General features: G+C 70.0%; 15 protein-coding genes and 1 pseudogene. 5 read left to right on the top strand and 11 right to left on the bottom strand.

The window, feature by feature from the left end; all coding sequences use genetic code 11:
• Positions 1–65 precede the first annotated feature (65 nt).
• The 11 genes from ACGFNV_RS27345 to ACGFNV_RS27295 all read right to left on the bottom strand — a co-directional run bounded on the left by ACGFNV_RS27345 (position 66) and on the right by ACGFNV_RS27295 (position 10,549).
• A complete protein-coding gene (locus tag ACGFNV_RS27345; protein WP_393625732.1) occupies positions 66–1,610 on the bottom strand; it encodes a YfjI family protein in 1,545 nt (514 codons plus the stop codon).
• Positions 1,607–1,780 carry a hypothetical protein gene (locus ACGFNV_RS27340; RefSeq protein ID WP_393625731.1) on the bottom strand — a complete coding sequence of 58 codons (174 nt, stop codon included), beginning with the start codon at positions 1,778–1,780 and terminating at the stop codon, positions 1,607–1,609. The genes ACGFNV_RS27345 and ACGFNV_RS27340 overlap by 4 nt, the downstream gene beginning before the upstream one ends.
• A gap of 179 nt (positions 1,781–1,959) precedes the next feature.
• Positions 1,960–2,883 carry a bifunctional DNA primase/polymerase gene (locus ACGFNV_RS27335; RefSeq protein WP_393625729.1) on the bottom strand — a complete coding sequence of 308 codons (924 nt, stop codon included), beginning with the start codon at positions 2,881–2,883 and terminating at the stop codon, positions 1,960–1,962.
• Positions 2,880–4,001: a DNA cytosine methyltransferase gene (locus ACGFNV_RS27330; protein ID WP_393625727.1), complete on the bottom strand. Its 1,122-nt coding sequence runs from the start codon at positions 3,999–4,001 to the stop codon at positions 2,880–2,882. Before ACGFNV_RS27330 ends, ACGFNV_RS27335 begins: the two co-directional genes overlap by 4 nt.
• Positions 4,002–4,074: 73 nt before the next feature.
• Positions 4,075–4,386, bottom strand: a complete 312-nt coding sequence (locus ACGFNV_RS27325; RefSeq protein WP_393625725.1) for a hypothetical protein — start codon at positions 4,384–4,386, stop codon at positions 4,075–4,077.
• A 230-nt stretch (positions 4,387–4,616) separates the two neighbouring features.
• Positions 4,617–6,743 (bottom strand): hypothetical protein, encoded by a 2,127-nt coding sequence (locus tag ACGFNV_RS27320; protein ID WP_393625723.1) that lies wholly within the window; start codon positions 6,741–6,743, stop codon positions 4,617–4,619.
• A 1-nt stretch (position 6,744) separates the two neighbouring features.
• On the bottom strand, positions 6,745–8,346 hold the full coding sequence (locus tag ACGFNV_RS27315; RefSeq protein ID WP_393625721.1) for a hypothetical protein: 1,602 nt from the start codon (positions 8,344–8,346) through the stop codon (positions 6,745–6,747).
• A 76-nt stretch (positions 8,347–8,422) separates the two neighbouring features.
• Positions 8,423–8,761, bottom strand: a complete 339-nt coding sequence (locus ACGFNV_RS27310) for an RRQRL motif-containing zinc-binding protein (protein ID WP_393625719.1) — start codon at positions 8,759–8,761, stop codon at positions 8,423–8,425.
• Positions 8,761–9,768 (bottom strand): DUF2637 domain-containing protein, encoded by a 1,008-nt coding sequence (locus tag ACGFNV_RS27305; RefSeq protein WP_393625717.1) that lies wholly within the window; start codon positions 9,766–9,768, stop codon positions 8,761–8,763. The genes ACGFNV_RS27310 and ACGFNV_RS27305 overlap by 1 nt, the downstream gene beginning before the upstream one ends.
• Positions 9,765–10,295 carry a hypothetical protein gene (locus ACGFNV_RS27300; RefSeq protein WP_393625715.1) on the bottom strand — a complete coding sequence of 177 codons (531 nt, stop codon included), beginning with the start codon at positions 10,293–10,295 and terminating at the stop codon, positions 9,765–9,767. The genes ACGFNV_RS27305 and ACGFNV_RS27300 overlap by 4 nt, the downstream gene beginning before the upstream one ends.
• On the bottom strand, positions 10,292–10,549 hold the full coding sequence (locus tag ACGFNV_RS27295) for a DUF6284 family protein (RefSeq protein ID WP_393625713.1): 258 nt from the start codon (positions 10,547–10,549) through the stop codon (positions 10,292–10,294). Before ACGFNV_RS27295 ends, ACGFNV_RS27300 begins: the two co-directional genes overlap by 4 nt.
• Positions 10,550–11,236: 687 nt before the next feature.
• Here ACGFNV_RS27295 and ACGFNV_RS27290 point away from each other — a divergent pair.
• The 5 genes and pseudogenes from ACGFNV_RS27290 to ACGFNV_RS27270 all read left to right on the top strand — a co-directional run.
• Positions 11,237–12,082 carry a sigma factor-like helix-turn-helix DNA-binding protein gene (locus ACGFNV_RS27290; RefSeq protein WP_393625711.1) on the top strand — a complete coding sequence of 282 codons (846 nt, stop codon included), beginning with the start codon at positions 11,237–11,239 and terminating at the stop codon, positions 12,080–12,082.
• A 56-nt stretch (positions 12,083–12,138) separates the two neighbouring features.
• Positions 12,139–12,891 carry a hypothetical protein gene (locus ACGFNV_RS27285; RefSeq protein ID WP_393625709.1) on the top strand — a complete coding sequence of 251 codons (753 nt, stop codon included), beginning with the start codon at positions 12,139–12,141 and terminating at the stop codon, positions 12,889–12,891.
• 1,145 nt (positions 12,892–14,036) lie between these two features.
• Entirely contained in the window at positions 14,037–14,354 is a 318-nt protein-coding gene (locus tag ACGFNV_RS27280) for a hypothetical protein (RefSeq protein ID WP_393625707.1), read from the top strand.
• Positions 14,355–14,426: 72 nt separating this feature from the next.
• A complete protein-coding gene (locus ACGFNV_RS27275; protein WP_393625705.1) occupies positions 14,427–15,158 on the top strand; it encodes an ArsR/SmtB family transcription factor in 732 nt (243 codons plus the stop codon).
• Positions 15,159–15,387: 229 nt separating this feature from the next.
• Positions 15,388–15,474, top strand: a pseudogene (locus ACGFNV_RS27270) (glutamine synthetase); the annotation flags it as partial.
• Positions 15,475–15,929: the final 455 nt, after the last annotated feature.

The raw sequence follows: 15,929 nt of genomic DNA, 5'->3' as shown, positions 1-15,929 counted from the left end.
GTTTGTGCAGGTCAGCGGCTTGTGTTGGGGGTTCTGTCAGTTGTGTCGGCAGGTTGGGGGTTGTGTCAGGGGCTGCGGGTGATGCGGGGGTGGGTTTCGTAGCGGGGCGAGGGTGGCCGGCCGCCGCGGCCGGTGCGCGGCGGCGGGGGTACCTGCCGGATCCACCCGTGGTCTTCGAGCAGGGTCAGGGCGGGGTCGAGGTCGCCGATGGCGGGGAAGTCCGCCCGCCGCAGGGCCCGGAAGAGCTCCCGCTTGGTGAACTGCGCCGCGCAGTTGGTGTTGAGTTGGGCGAGGACGGTCAGGGCGGCGTCGTGGGCGGGGTCGGCGCTCATGGTGTCGAACACGTCCAGGGCGTGTGCGGTGAAGTAGTCGCCCAGTTCGGTGGCGGCGGCCATGGTGGCGGCCTCGATCGGCTTGTGCCATCCGTCCTCGGGGTGGGTGGCCAGGTGGAGCAGTCCGGCGATCCGGGCGACGGCTCCGTCCCGCTTGGAGGCCCATTTCACGATCGGTGCGTAGCTTCCGTCCGGGCCGAGACGGGACTCGGTGACTTTCTGGAAGGCGAGCAGGACGGCGTCCGCCTTGGGGGTGAGCTGGAGCAGGGCGGGATCACTCCAGTCGGCCAGGGCGAGGGTGAGGCCGCTCAGGCGCCGGCCGTAGGTGGCGGCCACCTGCTCATCCAGCAGGTCGGGGGTGAGGTTGCGGCGTCCGACCAGGGAGAGGGGCTTGGAGTAGAGGAAGCGGGCGAGCAGGCCGCGCCCGTCGGCTCCGTCGATGCGGGAGAGAGCGTCGAGGACTTCCGGCTGGACGGCGAGGCCGATGGTGACGGCGGGGGCGTCGATGTGCTGGGCTTCGCGGCCCTGGCGGTTGACGCGGATCATGTCGCCGGCGTGGCCTTTGAGGAACATGCCCATGTTGGGCTTGCCGCTGTAGCGGCCGGCGATGATGTCGAACAGCTCGCCCTCGGCGCTCAGGCAGGAGATCCGCCCGCCCTGCTGGTCCAGCAGGGTCCCGATGTTCTCCGGGGTCACGTCGTCCGCGACGAGCTGCGGCACGGCCGGAACGCTCATCTCATCCACGGCTTGGGCCAGTTCGACGGCCTCGGCAGTCAGCGCGGCACGCTGGTCCGGCTCAGCGCCCGCAGCCTTGCCCGCGGCCTTGTCAGCGGCGGCCTTGGCCAACCGAACCGTCGTCTCCGCCTCCGCCCGCACCGGCCCTGACAGCTCGATCAGGGCCTTCTCTGCGGCGAGCAGGGGGCGGACCATGAGGTCGAACACGGCACTCTTGCGGTTGCCCGGGTCCAGAGCGACAGCGGTGTAGATGTTGACCGGCTCGCGCCAGTGCCCCCGCACGCACACCTTCACCCGGCCGCCCGCGGCGGTGGCCAGGACGGCGAGGGCAAGGCATCCGGCAAGGTCCGCCGGGGTCTGCGTCTCCTCCGCCACCCCGCGCACCATGCCGGCGAGCCAGTCAGGCAGGGCGTCCACGGGGAACGCAGGGAGCGGGGGCCGGGACTTGAGGGGCACTGGTTCATCCCAGACAGGTCCGGCGATGTCCTCGGCGGTCAGGTCGAACCCTTCCCACAGGTCCGAGCTCACGTCGTTCGCGGTCATGCGGCCCTACCTCCTTCCACGGTGCGGGCGATACGGGGGCAGGCGGTGCGGTGCTCGGCGTGGTCGGCCACGAGCCGGGCGACGGCGGCGCGGCCCACGGCGTGCCGGTCGTAGCCGCACAGGCACCACGAACGCGCGGACGGCGTCACACTCCAGTCCGGCGGCGCCATGATGTGCAGCCACGCCAGTGGGCGACGTCCGTCGTCCGGGCGCGGCTCAGAGCGACGTGCAGTAGGGACGCCCTGGCGGGCGGCGACCTTCGGCCCGCCCTCGGCCGTCGTGGCCACAGGCTGTGCAGCGGCCTGCGGCGGGTGGTCGGTGGGGAGGCTCTTAGTAGGCGGGGGATTGCTCATGCCGCCCGCCTGCCGGCCGGGTTGTGGGCGATCGACCAGTCCAGCCCCCGGGCGATGACGTCGTCGTAGTAGCGCTGGGACTGGGTGGCGTTGCCCGCCGCCGCCCTACTAAGAGCCTCCTCGACCTCCCCACGGTCGAGGTCGCCGGACGCCACCAGCCGACCAAGGGCCCGCGCGGCCCGCAGCAGCGTGGCGTTGCGGGTGCCGTCCGCGGCACGCGCGACGTTGTCCACCTCACCCCGCAGCGCCGCGGCCGCGTATCCGCTCGCGCGGGTGGTGACGGGCACTGCGGTGGCCTGTGCGGAGCGCTGCGGGGGTTTCAGGGCGTCGTGCAGCCAGTTGGGCAGCACGATGGGCGGGCGGTCGTCGAGGACGGTGTAGGTCCCGTCGGGGGTGGCGCTGCCAGCGGCGACGACGTACCCGCCCCACCCTCGTGTGTCGATCTTCTTGGCGAGCCGTCCAGCGGTGTTGTGCAGCCGGGCGCCGGGAGGCTGAGTGAAGTACAGATGCTCACCGCCGCGCGCGGTCCGCACCCGGTAGGTGCTGGGGACGGCCTGTTCGGCGCGCTCGCAGAGCGAAGCGAAGTTGGTGACGCCGTCAGGCGTTCCTTTCGGCTCTTGAGGCTTGAGCGTGTCGAGGTCGATCACGAGCAGTCCGGACGGGCCGGTCGCGATGCCTACGTTGTAGGGCTGGTGCGTCCACGCGGCGACCAACAGGTCCTGGTCGGTGGTGGCGCGCTCTTCCGGAGTCTTGTGCCCGTCGGTGCACCGGCCGGTACCAGGGCAGTACTTCTCCGCGTGCCCCGCCGGGCGCTTGTCCCGCTGGCGCAGGGGGATGACGTGCCAGCCCCGGCGGGCGGCCTCCAATGCCCATGGCAACAGGCCCAGTCGGGCCAGGTCCGTCGTCGGGATGCCGTTCATGCCGCGGCCACCCCCTCGTGCAGCCTGGCCATGGAGGCGCCAAGTAGCAGGCCATAGGCGTGGTGGGCCTGTCGGGGGACAACGCCGTTGCCGAGGATCTTGAGCTGTTCCTTGCGAGGGATGTCAGACACGGCGGTGACCCACCCCTCGGGCAGGCCCATCATCCACTCGGTGAACAGCGGGGACAGCCGCCGGTTTCCCCGGGTGCCCGGTTCGGTCGGGCACGGCGCCGCCCGTCCGGTGATGCGCTCCCAACGGCGGATCGCGGGCCCGAAGTCGGTGCCGTCACTGGCCACCCACCGTTCGTCCAGCGGCACCGGCCCAGTGGGAGTGGTGTCCACGCCGGCGAGCAGGTTCACGGCCACCTCGTTCAGCGGCCGGGCGTTGCGCTCCAGCAGGTTCGACGCCCCGGACTTCCAATCCCGGGCCGCCGGCGTGGGCAGCAGGCTCACGACTCCGGGGGCGCTGGCAGCTTCGTCACCGCCGTGCGCAGGTTCATCCCGCCCTTGCGCTTCGGTGACGTTCCCGGGCCGCCAGTGCCGTCCGAGCTGGTCGGGGTCGGCATCAGCGGGATAGGCAACTGCGAACCAGCGGTCGCGTTCGTGCGGCGCGCCGGTTTCGGGGTCACCAGCGCGTACGCATGTCCACCGCGCGTCATACCCGATCGCGGCCAGGTCCGCGGCGACGACGTCCAGCCCCCGCGAGCGGAGCGCCGCCACGTTTTCCAGGAAGACGAGACGTGGTCGAAGGACGCCCACAGCCTCAGCGACGTTTTTCCAGACCCGCGACCACTGCCCATTGATCCCGTCCCTTCGTCCCGCGTTGGAGGTGTTGCGGCAGGGGAAGCCTGCGCCGATCACGTCCGGCCGGAACACGTCCCGGACCTGGTCCCAGTCCACGGCCCGGATGTCCCCGAGGTTGGGCACACCCGGGTGGCGGGCAGCGAACACGGACGCGGCGTGCGGGTCGCTCTCTGCGTAGGCGGCGACCTGGCCGCCGATTCGGGCGCGGACGGCTGCCTCTAAGCCGCCGTAGCCAGCACACAGGGCGACGATCGTCGGCGGCGAGCCCGGAACTCGCCGGATGTCGGTGGGTTGCGTCATGCTGGAGACCTCCACAGGTCTGTTGATGGCAGGTGGACAAGGGCGGCCCCGCGACTTTGGCGAGACGAGGGGGCCGCCCTTGGCGTAGCTAGGCGCCCTTGTTGCGGGCGAGCCTGAGGGTGATGCCGCCGACTCCGATGGGTCCGGCGGCGCCGGCGATGACGGTGGCGGTGTGGGCGGCGGCGTCGAGCAGGAAGCAGAGGGCAGCGACCAGTCCCCAGCCGCCGACGACCACGGCGCCGGCGATGGCGAAGGGGACGAGTAAGCGCCGCCACGGGATGCCGGGCGGGGTGGTGTCCTGGATGACGTAGACGACGGGCTGTCCGGTGGCCTGTGCGCGGTGGTAGAGGTCGGCGGGGATGTGCGGGGCGATGTTGCCGGGCGGGTTGGGCTGGTTCATCGGTGCTCCCCTCGGGGTGTGCCGCGGGCCCGCACCTCGAGGTGGCGGGGGCCCGTACGGGTGGCCGTGCTTGTCGCGTTGCTTGTCGTCTCGCTTGTCGTGTGGCTTGTCGCCTTGCTCGTCTTGTCGCTTGTCTTGTCGCTTGTCGCCTCCCAGGTCAAAGCCCGTTTCCGGCCCTCAGACGGGCGGGAGGCGACATGAGCCCGCACGAGGCGACAAGCGACAAGCGGTCAGTCCTGCGGGGGCTGTTCGGGGGCGTGGGTGCGGTGGACGTAGCGAGCTTTGGTGCCCTCCCCGACGCGCACGGCGGTGCCATCGTTGACCCAATCCTTGAGCCAGCCGACGACCGTCTGACGGGTCGTGCCGTGCTCGTGGGCGAGCTCGCGGGCGATCGCCGAGGCGCCGGTGCCCTCCGCGCCGGCGGCGAGCAGCAGGGCGAGCGCTGCGCGCTGTGCGGGGTTGTCGGTCTCGCCGCGCAGCGCGGACAGGTTCAGCCCGCTCCCGGCCGCGGTGGGCGAGCTGTCGGGGGTGCGGGGGTCGGGGGCGGTGTCGAACTGGGCGTCGATCTGCTCGCGGAAGCGGCGGGCGAGTTCGTCCTCCGGCGACACCGGACGGTCCGGCTCTGCCCGCAGGGCGGACAGGTTCAGCCCGCCCCCCGCCGCGCCGACTGCGGAGCCGTCGTCGGTGTCGGTGGCGATGGTGGGCTGGTCTCCCATCCATGCCGTGCGGTCGGTGTCCCAGCGGCGGGCGTACGCCGGTCCGGCTGCCTTGGCGGATACGGCGTCGAGGGTGGGGTGGAGTTCGGAGGTGGCGGCGGTGATCTCGCGGATCTGGTTTGGCAGGATCCGCCAGGCCTTGAACAGTCCGGCGGGTGATTCGGGGGTGGCCATGAACCCGGCGCCCTTGTAGGGGGCCTGGTCGACGCGCAGTCCGCGGGTGCCGGGGAACATCTTGGACAGGTCCATGCCCTCGGTCTCGCCCCCGGTGAGGGCGACGCGGACCTTGCCCTCGCGGCGGATCATCAGGTTGCCGAGCACCGACCCGGTGGCCCCGAGGGCGGTGAGGACGGTGCGCACGCCCATGGCGCGGGCGATCCTGATGACTTCGAGGATCTTGTCCCCGAGCTTGCGCATCTGCCGGTCGGTGCTGACCAGGATCTCCGCACCCTCGTCGACGACCAGCATGATCTGAGGGATCTGCGCGCTCACGGGCAACAGGTCGGTGTTGGCCTTGGCGAGCAGGTCCTGATAGGCGGTCTTGCGGTGCTTGGCGACCCGCACGGCGGTGTCGAGCATGGTGAGGGCTTCGTCGTAGGTCCCGGCGAGCCAGTCCACACCCGGCCGCACCGGCTTGCCGTCCTCCCGGCTGAGCTGCCCGGTGAGCGCGGGCCGCACCCACGGCAGGCCAGCGGAACCGGCGTTGAGGTCGATCACCCATGTGAGCACGTCGACGGTGCGGGCGAACCCGGCCAGGATCGTGTGGACCATGTTCGTCTTGCCCGATCCGGTCGGCCCGACCACCAGCGCGCACTGCTCGCGCAGGTAGACCAGGATGTCTTCGGCGTTGGTGCGGTAGCCCCACGGGATGCCGGTGAGCAGGGACAGCGGCGTGTAGTCGGTGGGGTAGGTGCGCTCTTCCATCAGGACGTTGACCGTGGTCACGTCGATGATGACCCGCCCCTGGTCGATGCCGGGTGAGGCGGCGACGGTGCAGCCGTGCGGCAGCCGGGCGTCGGCGGACAGGCGGCCTGATTCGGCGGCGATCTTGCTGTAGGTGGCGCCTCCGGCGGGGAGTTCGGCGTCGAGGGAGAACCCGGCGCCGGTCTCCCACATCTCGACCCCGACCACCCGCACGGTGATCGAGCACACCCGCTGGATACGGTCCACCCATTCCGCAGCGATCGCCCGCCGCTCGGCGGACAGCTCAGCGGCGATCTGCCGCTCGGCCGCGGCGATCGCCTCTTCCTCGCGGGCTTCCTCGAACAGGGCGGTGGAGCGGGCGGCGGCGCCGATCCCGACCCCGATGGCGGCGAGGGAGCCGAGCGCGGCCCAGGTGAGCGGGCCGTGGGTCATGGCCCAGGTGGTCCAGCCCGCACCCACCAGCCACGAGGCGGCGCGGGTGGCGAGGGTGCGGCCGGCGTTGCGTACGCGCAGACCGGCGACGGTGTGACCGAGGGCGCCGGCGGCACCGACGGCGAGGGCCCAGCCGGGGGGCATGTGGGTGGCGGCGCCGGTGGTGGCGACGGCGAAGGCTCCGGTGGTGGCGGACAGGGCGCCGGTCACGGGTCCGTGACCGGCCGCCCAGTCCAGCACCGGGCCACTGCTCGCGTTGTTGTTGGCGGTGGCGGTGCTGCTCATCTCAGACGTTCCAACCCTTCTCAGCCTGGGTGCCGTTGCGGGGGTCTTCGTGGCGGGCGATGTCCTGCTCGTGGACCTCGCGGAAGAGCGGGCCCATGTCCTCGGCGACCGCCACGGCGCTCATGACCGCGCCGAAGATGTCGTTGAAGCCGTCCGCGATCTCCTTCTCCAGCGGGAACTCACTGTCGGAGCGCTCGGCGAGGATCTTCATCACGTTCGCCACCGACGTGAGCGCGGCGGGCAGGCCCTCGACCATGGCGAGGATCTCCATGGCGTTGTCGGGCTCGTAGGCGTTGGCGGCCTGCTCCATCTCCGCGGCGGCCTCTTCGAACCGGAAACCAGACACGTGCGCTCCTTCACTGACATCGGTGTTCGTGCTGGTGGGGACACGGCCCTCGGGCCGCTTGACGTGGTCGGCGATCCCTTCGGTGCCGTCCTTGGCGGCCTGCGCATCCGCGGCGGCCTCTGCCTCGCTCAGCTCCGCGCGGATGTCCTGGTCCCGGTCGGCACGCTCCTGTGCGGCGGCGCGGACCATGGCCCAGAACAGGCGGCGTCCGGGGTACATCAGCCACGGAATGTCGAACTTGCGTCCGATCGGGGTGGTGAGCAACCCGAGCAGCCCGAGGGGCAGGGCGAGCAGCGCGGCCAGCAGTCGGCGGCTGTGGAACCGCGCTGCAGAGCGGCGCAGGGCCCGACGTGCCGCCCGCCGGGCGGGTGCCTTGCGAACCGCGGCGCGCTTGGCGGCGATGTGGTCGGCGGTCTTGGCGTCCCGCCGGGCACGCTGCTTGGCGACCGCAGCCCTCTGTACGGTCCGGGCCTTGCCGGCGGCGCCGCTCAGCAGCCGCCCGGCCGCAGCGCGACCGGTGGCGGAACCGGACTTGCCGGGACGGGAACGGGGACGGGAGTTGGGGTGGGGGGTGCGGCGGGTGTCGGCGACCGCGCGGCGTGCGGCGGTGGTCTGCGCCCGCTGCTCGGCCCGCGATGCGCCCGCGGCCTTGTGCGCCGACCGCAACGCTCGAACCTGCCCCACACGACCCGCAGCCTTGGCACCGGCCCGGGAGGCGGCAGCGCGGGGGCTGGTCGTGGTCTTCGGCTTCTTCGGCGAACCGGCCACCGTTCGTGCGGTCTTGCTGCCTGCGGTGCTGCGGGCGGGTGTGTGTCCGACGCCGCGGCGGGACTGTCCGGGCACCCGCCCCGACCCGCTACCCGCGCGGCCCGGGCGACTGCCAGCCGCCCGGCCCCCGGCACCGGCCGCGGTACGGGCGGCGGCATTGCGGCCCGCGGCGCGGGCGGCGGTACGGCGTGCCTCGCGGCGCGGGTTGGGCTTGCGGTTGCGGGATGCGGCGGCCACCCCGAGGACGGCCATGCCGGTGGCAGCGACCGCCGCGGCGATGGGACCGCCGGCCAGGGAGGCGGCGGCGACCATGCCCACGGTCGTGTTCGTCCCCGACAGAGCCAGGGGCACGACGGGCCAGCCGCCGGGCGTGTGGCCCACGTCCGGCACCGTCGGTACCGGGGTGGGGGGAGCGGTCGGGGGCGGGGGCGGTGTGCTCGTGCTCGGGGGAGCCTCGACGGCTACCGGTTCGATGCTGACTTCGGTCATGCTGCACGTACTCCTCTGTGGAGTAGGGCCCGGCCAGGGCCGTGAGAAGTTGCTGGCCGGGCCTGCCAGTTGGGGGTCAGGCGGCGCGCTGGTCGTCGGGGTAGGCGCAGGGCACGCACATGCCGAGTGCGGTGGGGATGACATAGCCCGCATCCGTGCGGCACTGCGGGCAGGTGCGGCGCGCTGCGTTCGCCTTGGCCAGCGCCGTACGCCTTGCGGGGGTCATGGGTCGTACGGGCTTGGCGGCGTCGATGCGGTAGAGGTAGGCCACCAACGGAGACCGCCGGCGGCGCGGGCGTTCGACCTGGGCGGCCACCTCTTGACCGCCCGGCCGCAGCCCGATCGCGCGCAGCTGGCGGCGGGTAGCCAAACCGTCCGGCGCCAGGCGCCAGGGGTAGACGGGTAAGGCGGCCATCAGTGGCTCGCGATGGCCAGCTCAGCACCGCCCGTGCCGGGGTCGCGGTGCTCGGCGTAGCGGGCGGACACCCACCCCACCGACCAGCCGCACAACTCCGCCGCGGCCCGCACTGGCAGCTCCGCATCGAACGCGGCCGCCACGATGGCGCGGGCCTCGTCCTCGCTCAGCTTGCCCGCGGCCGGACCGCGCTGAAGCAGCGCGGCGCGTTCACGGGCCGCACGATCCTCGCGCTCGCGCTGTTCACGCACGAGGGCTTCCTCACGCTCGCGGCGTTCACGCTCGGCTCGCTCGGCGGCCTCCCGTGCCAGGCGTTCACGCTCCTGCTCACGCTGTTCACGCTCGCGTTCACGGCGTTCACGCTCGGCCCGCTCCGCAGCCTCCCGGGCGGCCCGCTCCTCGTGCTCCTCCCGGCGCCGGCGCTCCTCACGCTCGGCCGCCTCCCGCGCCAAACGGGCTTCGTGTTCACGCTGTTCACGAGCCAGTGTGGCGGTGTGCTCACGCTCCTCACGCGCCTGCCGACGGGCAGCTTCCTCACGTTCCCGGGCGGCCTGCTCGCGGCTCGCGCGCTCGGCCCGCTGCCGTGCCTCCAGCGCCGCCAGGGCGGCGGTGATGGCGCGGCGGTAGGCCAGGCCGGTCTCTGCGGTGACGATCAGCAGCAGCGGCGCCACCGAGTGCACGGCCACCCCGACCAGGTCTTTCGCCAGTGCGGAGTCGGCTGTGTTGAGTGCCAGGGTCATGGTGCCGGTCATCCACCGCAGCGTGATCGGCCACCGTCCCCCGTGCCCGCCCAGCCGGGCCAGCACCGAATCCAGGCGGACCACGATGACCACCGCGGCATCCACGACCAGCGGCAGGATGGGCGCCGTCCACTCCCACTCGCGCGGGGTGTGGGCGGCCATCAGGGGAGTGACGGTGAGGATCGAGTAGAGCATGGCGCCGGACACGATCAGCCACGTGCCCACCGACAATGCCCGTTCCGCTGAACGGATCTGAACACCGTTCACGCCGCGCCCTCCCAACCGCCGGGCGACGGCACCGACGCGTCACGGAAGCCTTTCACGGCCTCATCCCGCGTGAACGTCACCAGCCGCCAGAGCACCTGTGAAGCGGGGCGTTCATCGCCCGCCTGCCACGCGTGAACGGGCACGCCCTTCGCGGCGGCGTAGGTGTAGGCGTCCTCGTGGCTGCGGTGGATGCTGTGCGGCTCGCCCCAGTGGAGCAGCAGCACCAGCGACCGCCCCTCCAACTGGGCCGCCTCCAGCTCCTCACCCAGCAGGCGAATCCGCTCCTCGCGCTCGCCCAGGACGATCTCCAGGTCGTTGAGCGCGTCGAGCAGCCGGAAGCAGTCCTCCCGAAGGAGCGTGGCATCGGTCTGCTCCGACTCGGCGCGGGAGATCAGCTCCCACACCTCACGGACGTGGCGGACCCAAGCGGCATCCGCCTGTCCCTGCACCTCTCGGGTCCGGGCGCGGGCCTGATCGGCGGCCTCGGTCAGCCGGCGCAGACGGCCGGCCGTGACGATGCGGATCACGCCGCCTCCCCCGCACCAGCACGGTTGGCGAGCGCCGCCCGCTCCGCCAGCGCCCGGTGACGGGCCCGGCGAGCGCGCCGCGACTCCAGCTCACTCGGCGTCCGCTCCAGCAGGGCAATCTGAACGTCCAGCGTCTCGATGTCAGCGAGGATCAGCGGCATCTCCCGCTCGATCGCGTCCAGCTCCGCCTCGGTGGGCTCCATCCAGTCCGCGAACGCGGTAACAGCTTCCTGAACAGTCACGATGTGCTCCATGGGTCGTGTTCCTCTCGAAGGGCGAACGGCCCGAAAAGCGGCTCCCGGGAGGCACCCCGGGAGCCGCGCCGTTGAAGTCGGCAAATCCAACTCCCCGCACCCCGCACGTACAGCCCACGCACCACGTGCGGAGCTGGACATGCGGAGGAGGCAGCCGGCCGCAGCGCTGGACGCTGCGAGGCCAGGAAGAAGTGGAACCGGGCTTTACCAGTGCACCGTTGCCACAGCACACCGATCCCGAGCCTGTAGTCGGGCGCGTCATCGTTACTGCTCTGACGCCAGCAGGGCGGCGCGTACCAGGTGGCACCCCCGGGGTTGACCTCCAGAAATGGAGGGATGATCCACAGGTTTGTTTCCCAGAGCTGGCACGCGGGACAGGGCTGGTTCGCCTGCCGCGAAGTGGCCGCCGGCGGCCCTCACCCGGGCCGTTGCGGGGACAGGGCTCAGGCCCCGTCAGATCTCAGTCACTGTTGAGTTTTCAATCAAGCGCGCTCTCTTCGTACTCACCCTGCGGGCTTTCCTCCGGGCGCTGTTTGCGCAGGTCAAGCAGGCGCGATTCGACTCCCTCTTGTTGCTTAGGGGGGCTTGCCGACTCGCTTGTTAGGTACCGTAGGCAAACGGAAGACTGCGCGCAACCCCCTCTCGCGATACAGTTCGTTAGCCCCCCTAGGCGGAGATTGGAGAACTGTGCACGACGACATGAAGCGGGTCGCTGAGATTGCGGTCCCGGTCGAGCGAGCCAAAGCCGCGATTGACCTGATGGCGACCTATCAGGGGTGGGTGCTGGAGCTGTCCCGCATTCGCCGCGAGGCCATCGAAGAGGCGCAGGCGTCAGGCATGACGCAAGCCGAGATCGCCTCGAAACTGGGGGTGAGTCGCGGGCGAGTCGGGCAACTGGCGTCTGCTGGGCCGCCACCGGAGCGGGCGTTCTTCGGTGCGGACCTGGTCACTGTCTCGCTGGGTGGCAAGCCCGAGGCAGGCAAGGGACCCGACCAGAACCCGAGTGCGGTCGTGGTCCGGGAAGACCTCGACAACTTCGAGCACCTGCGCAAGCTTCTCGGGGGCATGAAGCTTGAGGCGCAGTACGAGGTGATCCCGCCTACCGGCATCGTCAACCTCAACCGAGACAATCACGTGGTCATCTGCGGCCCCCGCTTGTCGCCCATCGTCGCCCAGGTGCTGGAGGGGGACGACAACCTGCGGTTTGAGAAAGACCGTGCCTGGCACCTGCTGGACCAGAGGACCGGCGAGAAGTACCGGTCTCCGATGGACGAGGACGGATCAGCCGGCGACTTCGGTTACCTCGGACGGCTCCCGCGTCTGGACGGTCGCGGGACGTTCCTGTACATCGCTGGTATCCACGCCATCGGCGCCAACGGAGTCGTGCATTACCTGGAGCACAACTTGGCAGAGCTGTACCGAGAGGTTCGTACGCGGCGCTTCTCGACGCTGATCTCGTGCCGCTACGACCCTGAGACGCTGGAAGTGCTGGAGAGTCGTCGCGTCACCCCGCTGTACCGACACGAGAGCTGATCATGCGCGTCTGTGTTGAAACACAAGCCGGCGGAGTCCACCCAAACGAAGATTGGGTGGCCGGCACTCCCACGCTCGCTGTGGTGCTGGATGGGCTCAGTACAGCAGGGCTGACCACGGGATGCCGCCATGGCGTCCCGTGGTACGTCGCCCACCTAGGCGGGCACCTCGTCGCCGCTTTGGCGGATCTTGATCGGCCCCTCTCGGAGGGTCTGGCTGGTGCTCTCGAACGCGTGGCGGCAACGCACCCCGAATGCGACCTCGGTGACCCCGGGACTCCATCGGCGACGGTTGCGATCCTCCGGCATCGACACGGGGTTCTTGACTACCTCGTCCTGGCTGACTCGCCCATCGTTCTCGACGGGCCCGAAGGCCACACCGTGATCACGGACAATCGCGTGGACGAAATCCTGCCGGACCTGCGCGCAGAGGTCGAGCGTCACGAGACGCACACCCAAGGGCACAGGGAGGCTCTGCAACGCCTCGTGCTTGCGCAGCGGCAGGTGCGCAACACGACAGAGGGTTACTGGGTGGCCTCGTCCAGCCCGGAAGCCGCACAGCATGCCGTGACCGGCACGACAGCAATGGAAGGCGTCCACTCCGCAGCCGTCATGTCGGACGGCGTATCGAGGCTGGTGACGGAGTACGGCATGGCGACCTGGTCTGAGGTGTTTGCCACGCTTCAGGTCGGAGGGCCGCGTGAGCTGATTGAGGCCGTGCGGAAGGTCGAGGCCACGGACCCAACGGGAATTCGGTGGCCGCGCTACAAGTCCGGAGATGATGCGGCAGTGGCCTACTGCCGATGGTGAACGTGGGGCCATGGTACGGGCCGTGCGTTGCGCCAGGTCGCGCGCACATTGCCCCACAGTGCGAACGGTCGTGTCGAGCACCCGAGCGCCCGCCCGATACGGGCAGGGAACTCGGCGACCCGCACCTGCATGTCACCGTCGCCCACATGGCGCTGTGCGAGGACGGGCTTGGCGGTCGATCGCCAGTGGGCAGGACTGCGTGACGCGTCGGCCTTGGACGCCTGCCTTAAGGCCCGCGTTCGCGCGCTCACATACCAGTACTTGGGTATACGGCGCATGTACAACGAACGCACCGGTGCCTGGGAAGTAGTCGGCATCCCCGAGCAGGTGTGGTGTACCACTTCTCCTGTCGAGCCGCGCTCGTCGACGAGAAGGCCGGCGCCGATGCCAGCCGACAGGACAAGCATGCCGTCTCCATAGCGAGGAAGCGCGACAAGCTCGACGTCGACGTGACCGTGATGCGCGAGAGCGGGAGGCAGCGCCGGGCCGCTCGTTCGCGCGCGGTGCTGGCAGAGGGAGCGCCAGGGCTTCCTTGCCTGTGTCCCGCGGAGACGTATCCCCTACGTGGAGGGGAAATCTCCTAACCCGCCGACAAAAAGGGGCTCTAAAAGGCCCTGTAACCCCTACAGCGAGGGATTTCCCCCGTCGCTCAGGGCCTAACCCCTACAGGGAGGGATTAATCGGAGGGTCGTCGCGGTTACCTATTCACCGCGCTGGTTCGACTTTTGGAAACGGGTCTAGATCAGCACTCCTGGTCTCCCCAAGGGGTGGCTCCCTTGGTGGACCGGGCGCGTAAGAGCCCCGCCCCTCCAGGGGCGGGGCTTCTTGCATCCCTGGCAGGAGACACCGTCACTGCGACGGGGTTCAAGGTTATCGCATGATGATCTTCGATCGAATTCTGCCTTTGTGTGATCGAATTTGATAAGGACTCACTTCTGGCGTGCAGTCTTATGGCTCCGGACGTGCGGAAGTTTGAGCAGCCCTTGGGGAGTACCGTACGATTCGTGTTTAAGCCGATAGGGGTCTCTTGCCAAGACCCGTGTTCTACCGGCAGTGCTCAGCAGAAATACCCGTTTCCAATGGTTGCGGCAGGGCTTCGGTCGACGATCGGAGCCCTGCCGCCTTCACCCCGATAGGGGAAGTCGATGTTCGAAGGGAACGTCGCGGTCATTCTGATCTTCGTGATCGTCCTGGCTGCTGCGTGCTACGCCATCTACCACTTCAAGAGCAAGCCGGCGCGCGTCGTTGCCGTGATCGGTGCTCTGGCCGCGCTGGTGGGAGCGCTCACCCCCGTCGTGCGGCTACTGGTCGAGCACCCGCAGTCGGGCAACACCACCAAGGTCGAGGCGCCAGCGACTCCGGTGCCGACGGCACCGGACAGTACCGCAGGCGACCCCAGAGCGGCGGCTGTCAGCTCTGTCCGGCCCGGGGCCTCCGCCCCCTCCTCCGTGGAAGGGCGGTAGGCCATGGGGGCAGGGGAGTTTCCCACCGAGGTGACCAGTGACCCATCGGCCTCGGTTCACCACGGGTCTACCGTGGCCGACAGGAGGAGCATCGCCGGCCGGCGGGCCGTGGGGCGGTTCTTCAGCCCCTACGAAGTCTCCGACTTCGGGTTGGAGTCTCTCGCAAGCATGTGCCGCATCCACACCCGCACCGGCTCTCACGACCGGACCCTGCTGGCCCCCGGCGGCATGAAGAGGGCTAGGGCCGTCTTCGTGCAATGGGGATGCGTGCAAACCAACGCGCATGGATCCGCTCGGCTGTGGAAGGGCAAGATCTTCTTCTTCCGTGGCGCGGGGCGGAGCTACATGCCCGAGATCTACAGCCGTGGGAGCTTTCGCGCGTTCTCAGTCCCGGAGTCGTTCCTGCGAGAAATCGTCCAGCGGGACGCCAGCATCGGCGCGGTGCTGCTACAGCTCAGCCTCAAGCAGCAGCAGATCGCGGACGACATCTACGGTGTGCGCGCTGACCCTCCGGTGGCGAGGGTGGCCACCCTGCTGGAGTATCTGGCCGAAGAGCGCTCTATGCCGGTATGGGACGTGGAAACCGGTGCGGTGGTTGGGCAAAAGACGAAGCACGTGATCGACGGGCCCACCCAATCCGACCTGGCCGAAGCCCTCGGGCTCGGCAGGGCCACCGTCGAGAAGGCCCTCGCCGAACTCCGAAAGTCCGGAGCCCTGGCGGCCCCAGATCGCCGCCGCAACCGCTACTACGAGATCGCTGACACGGACCTGATCAGGTTGATCTCCATGGGTATGGAGCCGTAACAGGCGCCCCTGAGCCCCCGGACACTGTCCGAGGGCTCAGTTATGACGGCCCCTCTGTCGCCCGCCGACGGGAGGTCCCAGTTCCCTAGCCCAGAGCAGCTCGTCGGGCCGTCTGTGGGCCGTCGAAGCTCGGCCCAGGGCGACCAAGAACGACCATCAACGCCCGCCGGGACAACAGCCAGTGCTGCCGTGACGCCGCTCGCCCGGGGTCGCTCCCGCCCCCCACCACTTCCTGCGCAACAAGAAGCAGGAGTGGGAGGAGTACCGCAGCGAGGTCACCGCGTTCGAGCTGCGGAAGAGCCTGCCGGTGCTGTAGGCGCTGGTCAGAGCGGTTACCTTCGCGTACGCACTCCGGGGCTGGTGGTAGTTGACCGCCGGCCCCGGAGCCGTTTGAGCTCTCCGGGGCGGCACTCCCGTACGCGCGCGGACGCGCACGGACGCGTCGAACCCGCACACGCACATGGCTCTGGACCCCAGGACTGGCACAGCGGCTCGGGCGAGGTCGAGTGCGAGCAGGCGCCTTGGCGCGCGAGCCTCTGCGAGGCGGCGCTGGGCTGCCTTTGACCCGGCTCTCAGGTGAGGCTGCGCGAACTGGCGCGAAACGCCCGCGTGTTGGCCTCGTTCACGGCAGGGCGCGCGTCCGATTTCGGTGCTGGGCAAGGGTGTTGTTCACACTGACGTCCCGCTTGTGATGCGCATCACTATTGACCGGCGCGTTCGACCAACACATGATCACCACAGCTTGTAAGGAAAATCTAAAGAAACGGGTGG

The organism is Streptomyces sp. NPDC048751 (assembly GCF_043198595.1).
In the GTDB taxonomy this organism is placed as follows: Bacteria; Actinomycetota; Actinomycetes; order Streptomycetales; family Streptomycetaceae; genus Streptomyces.
This window is presented reverse-complemented; position numbering and strand designations above follow the sequence as displayed.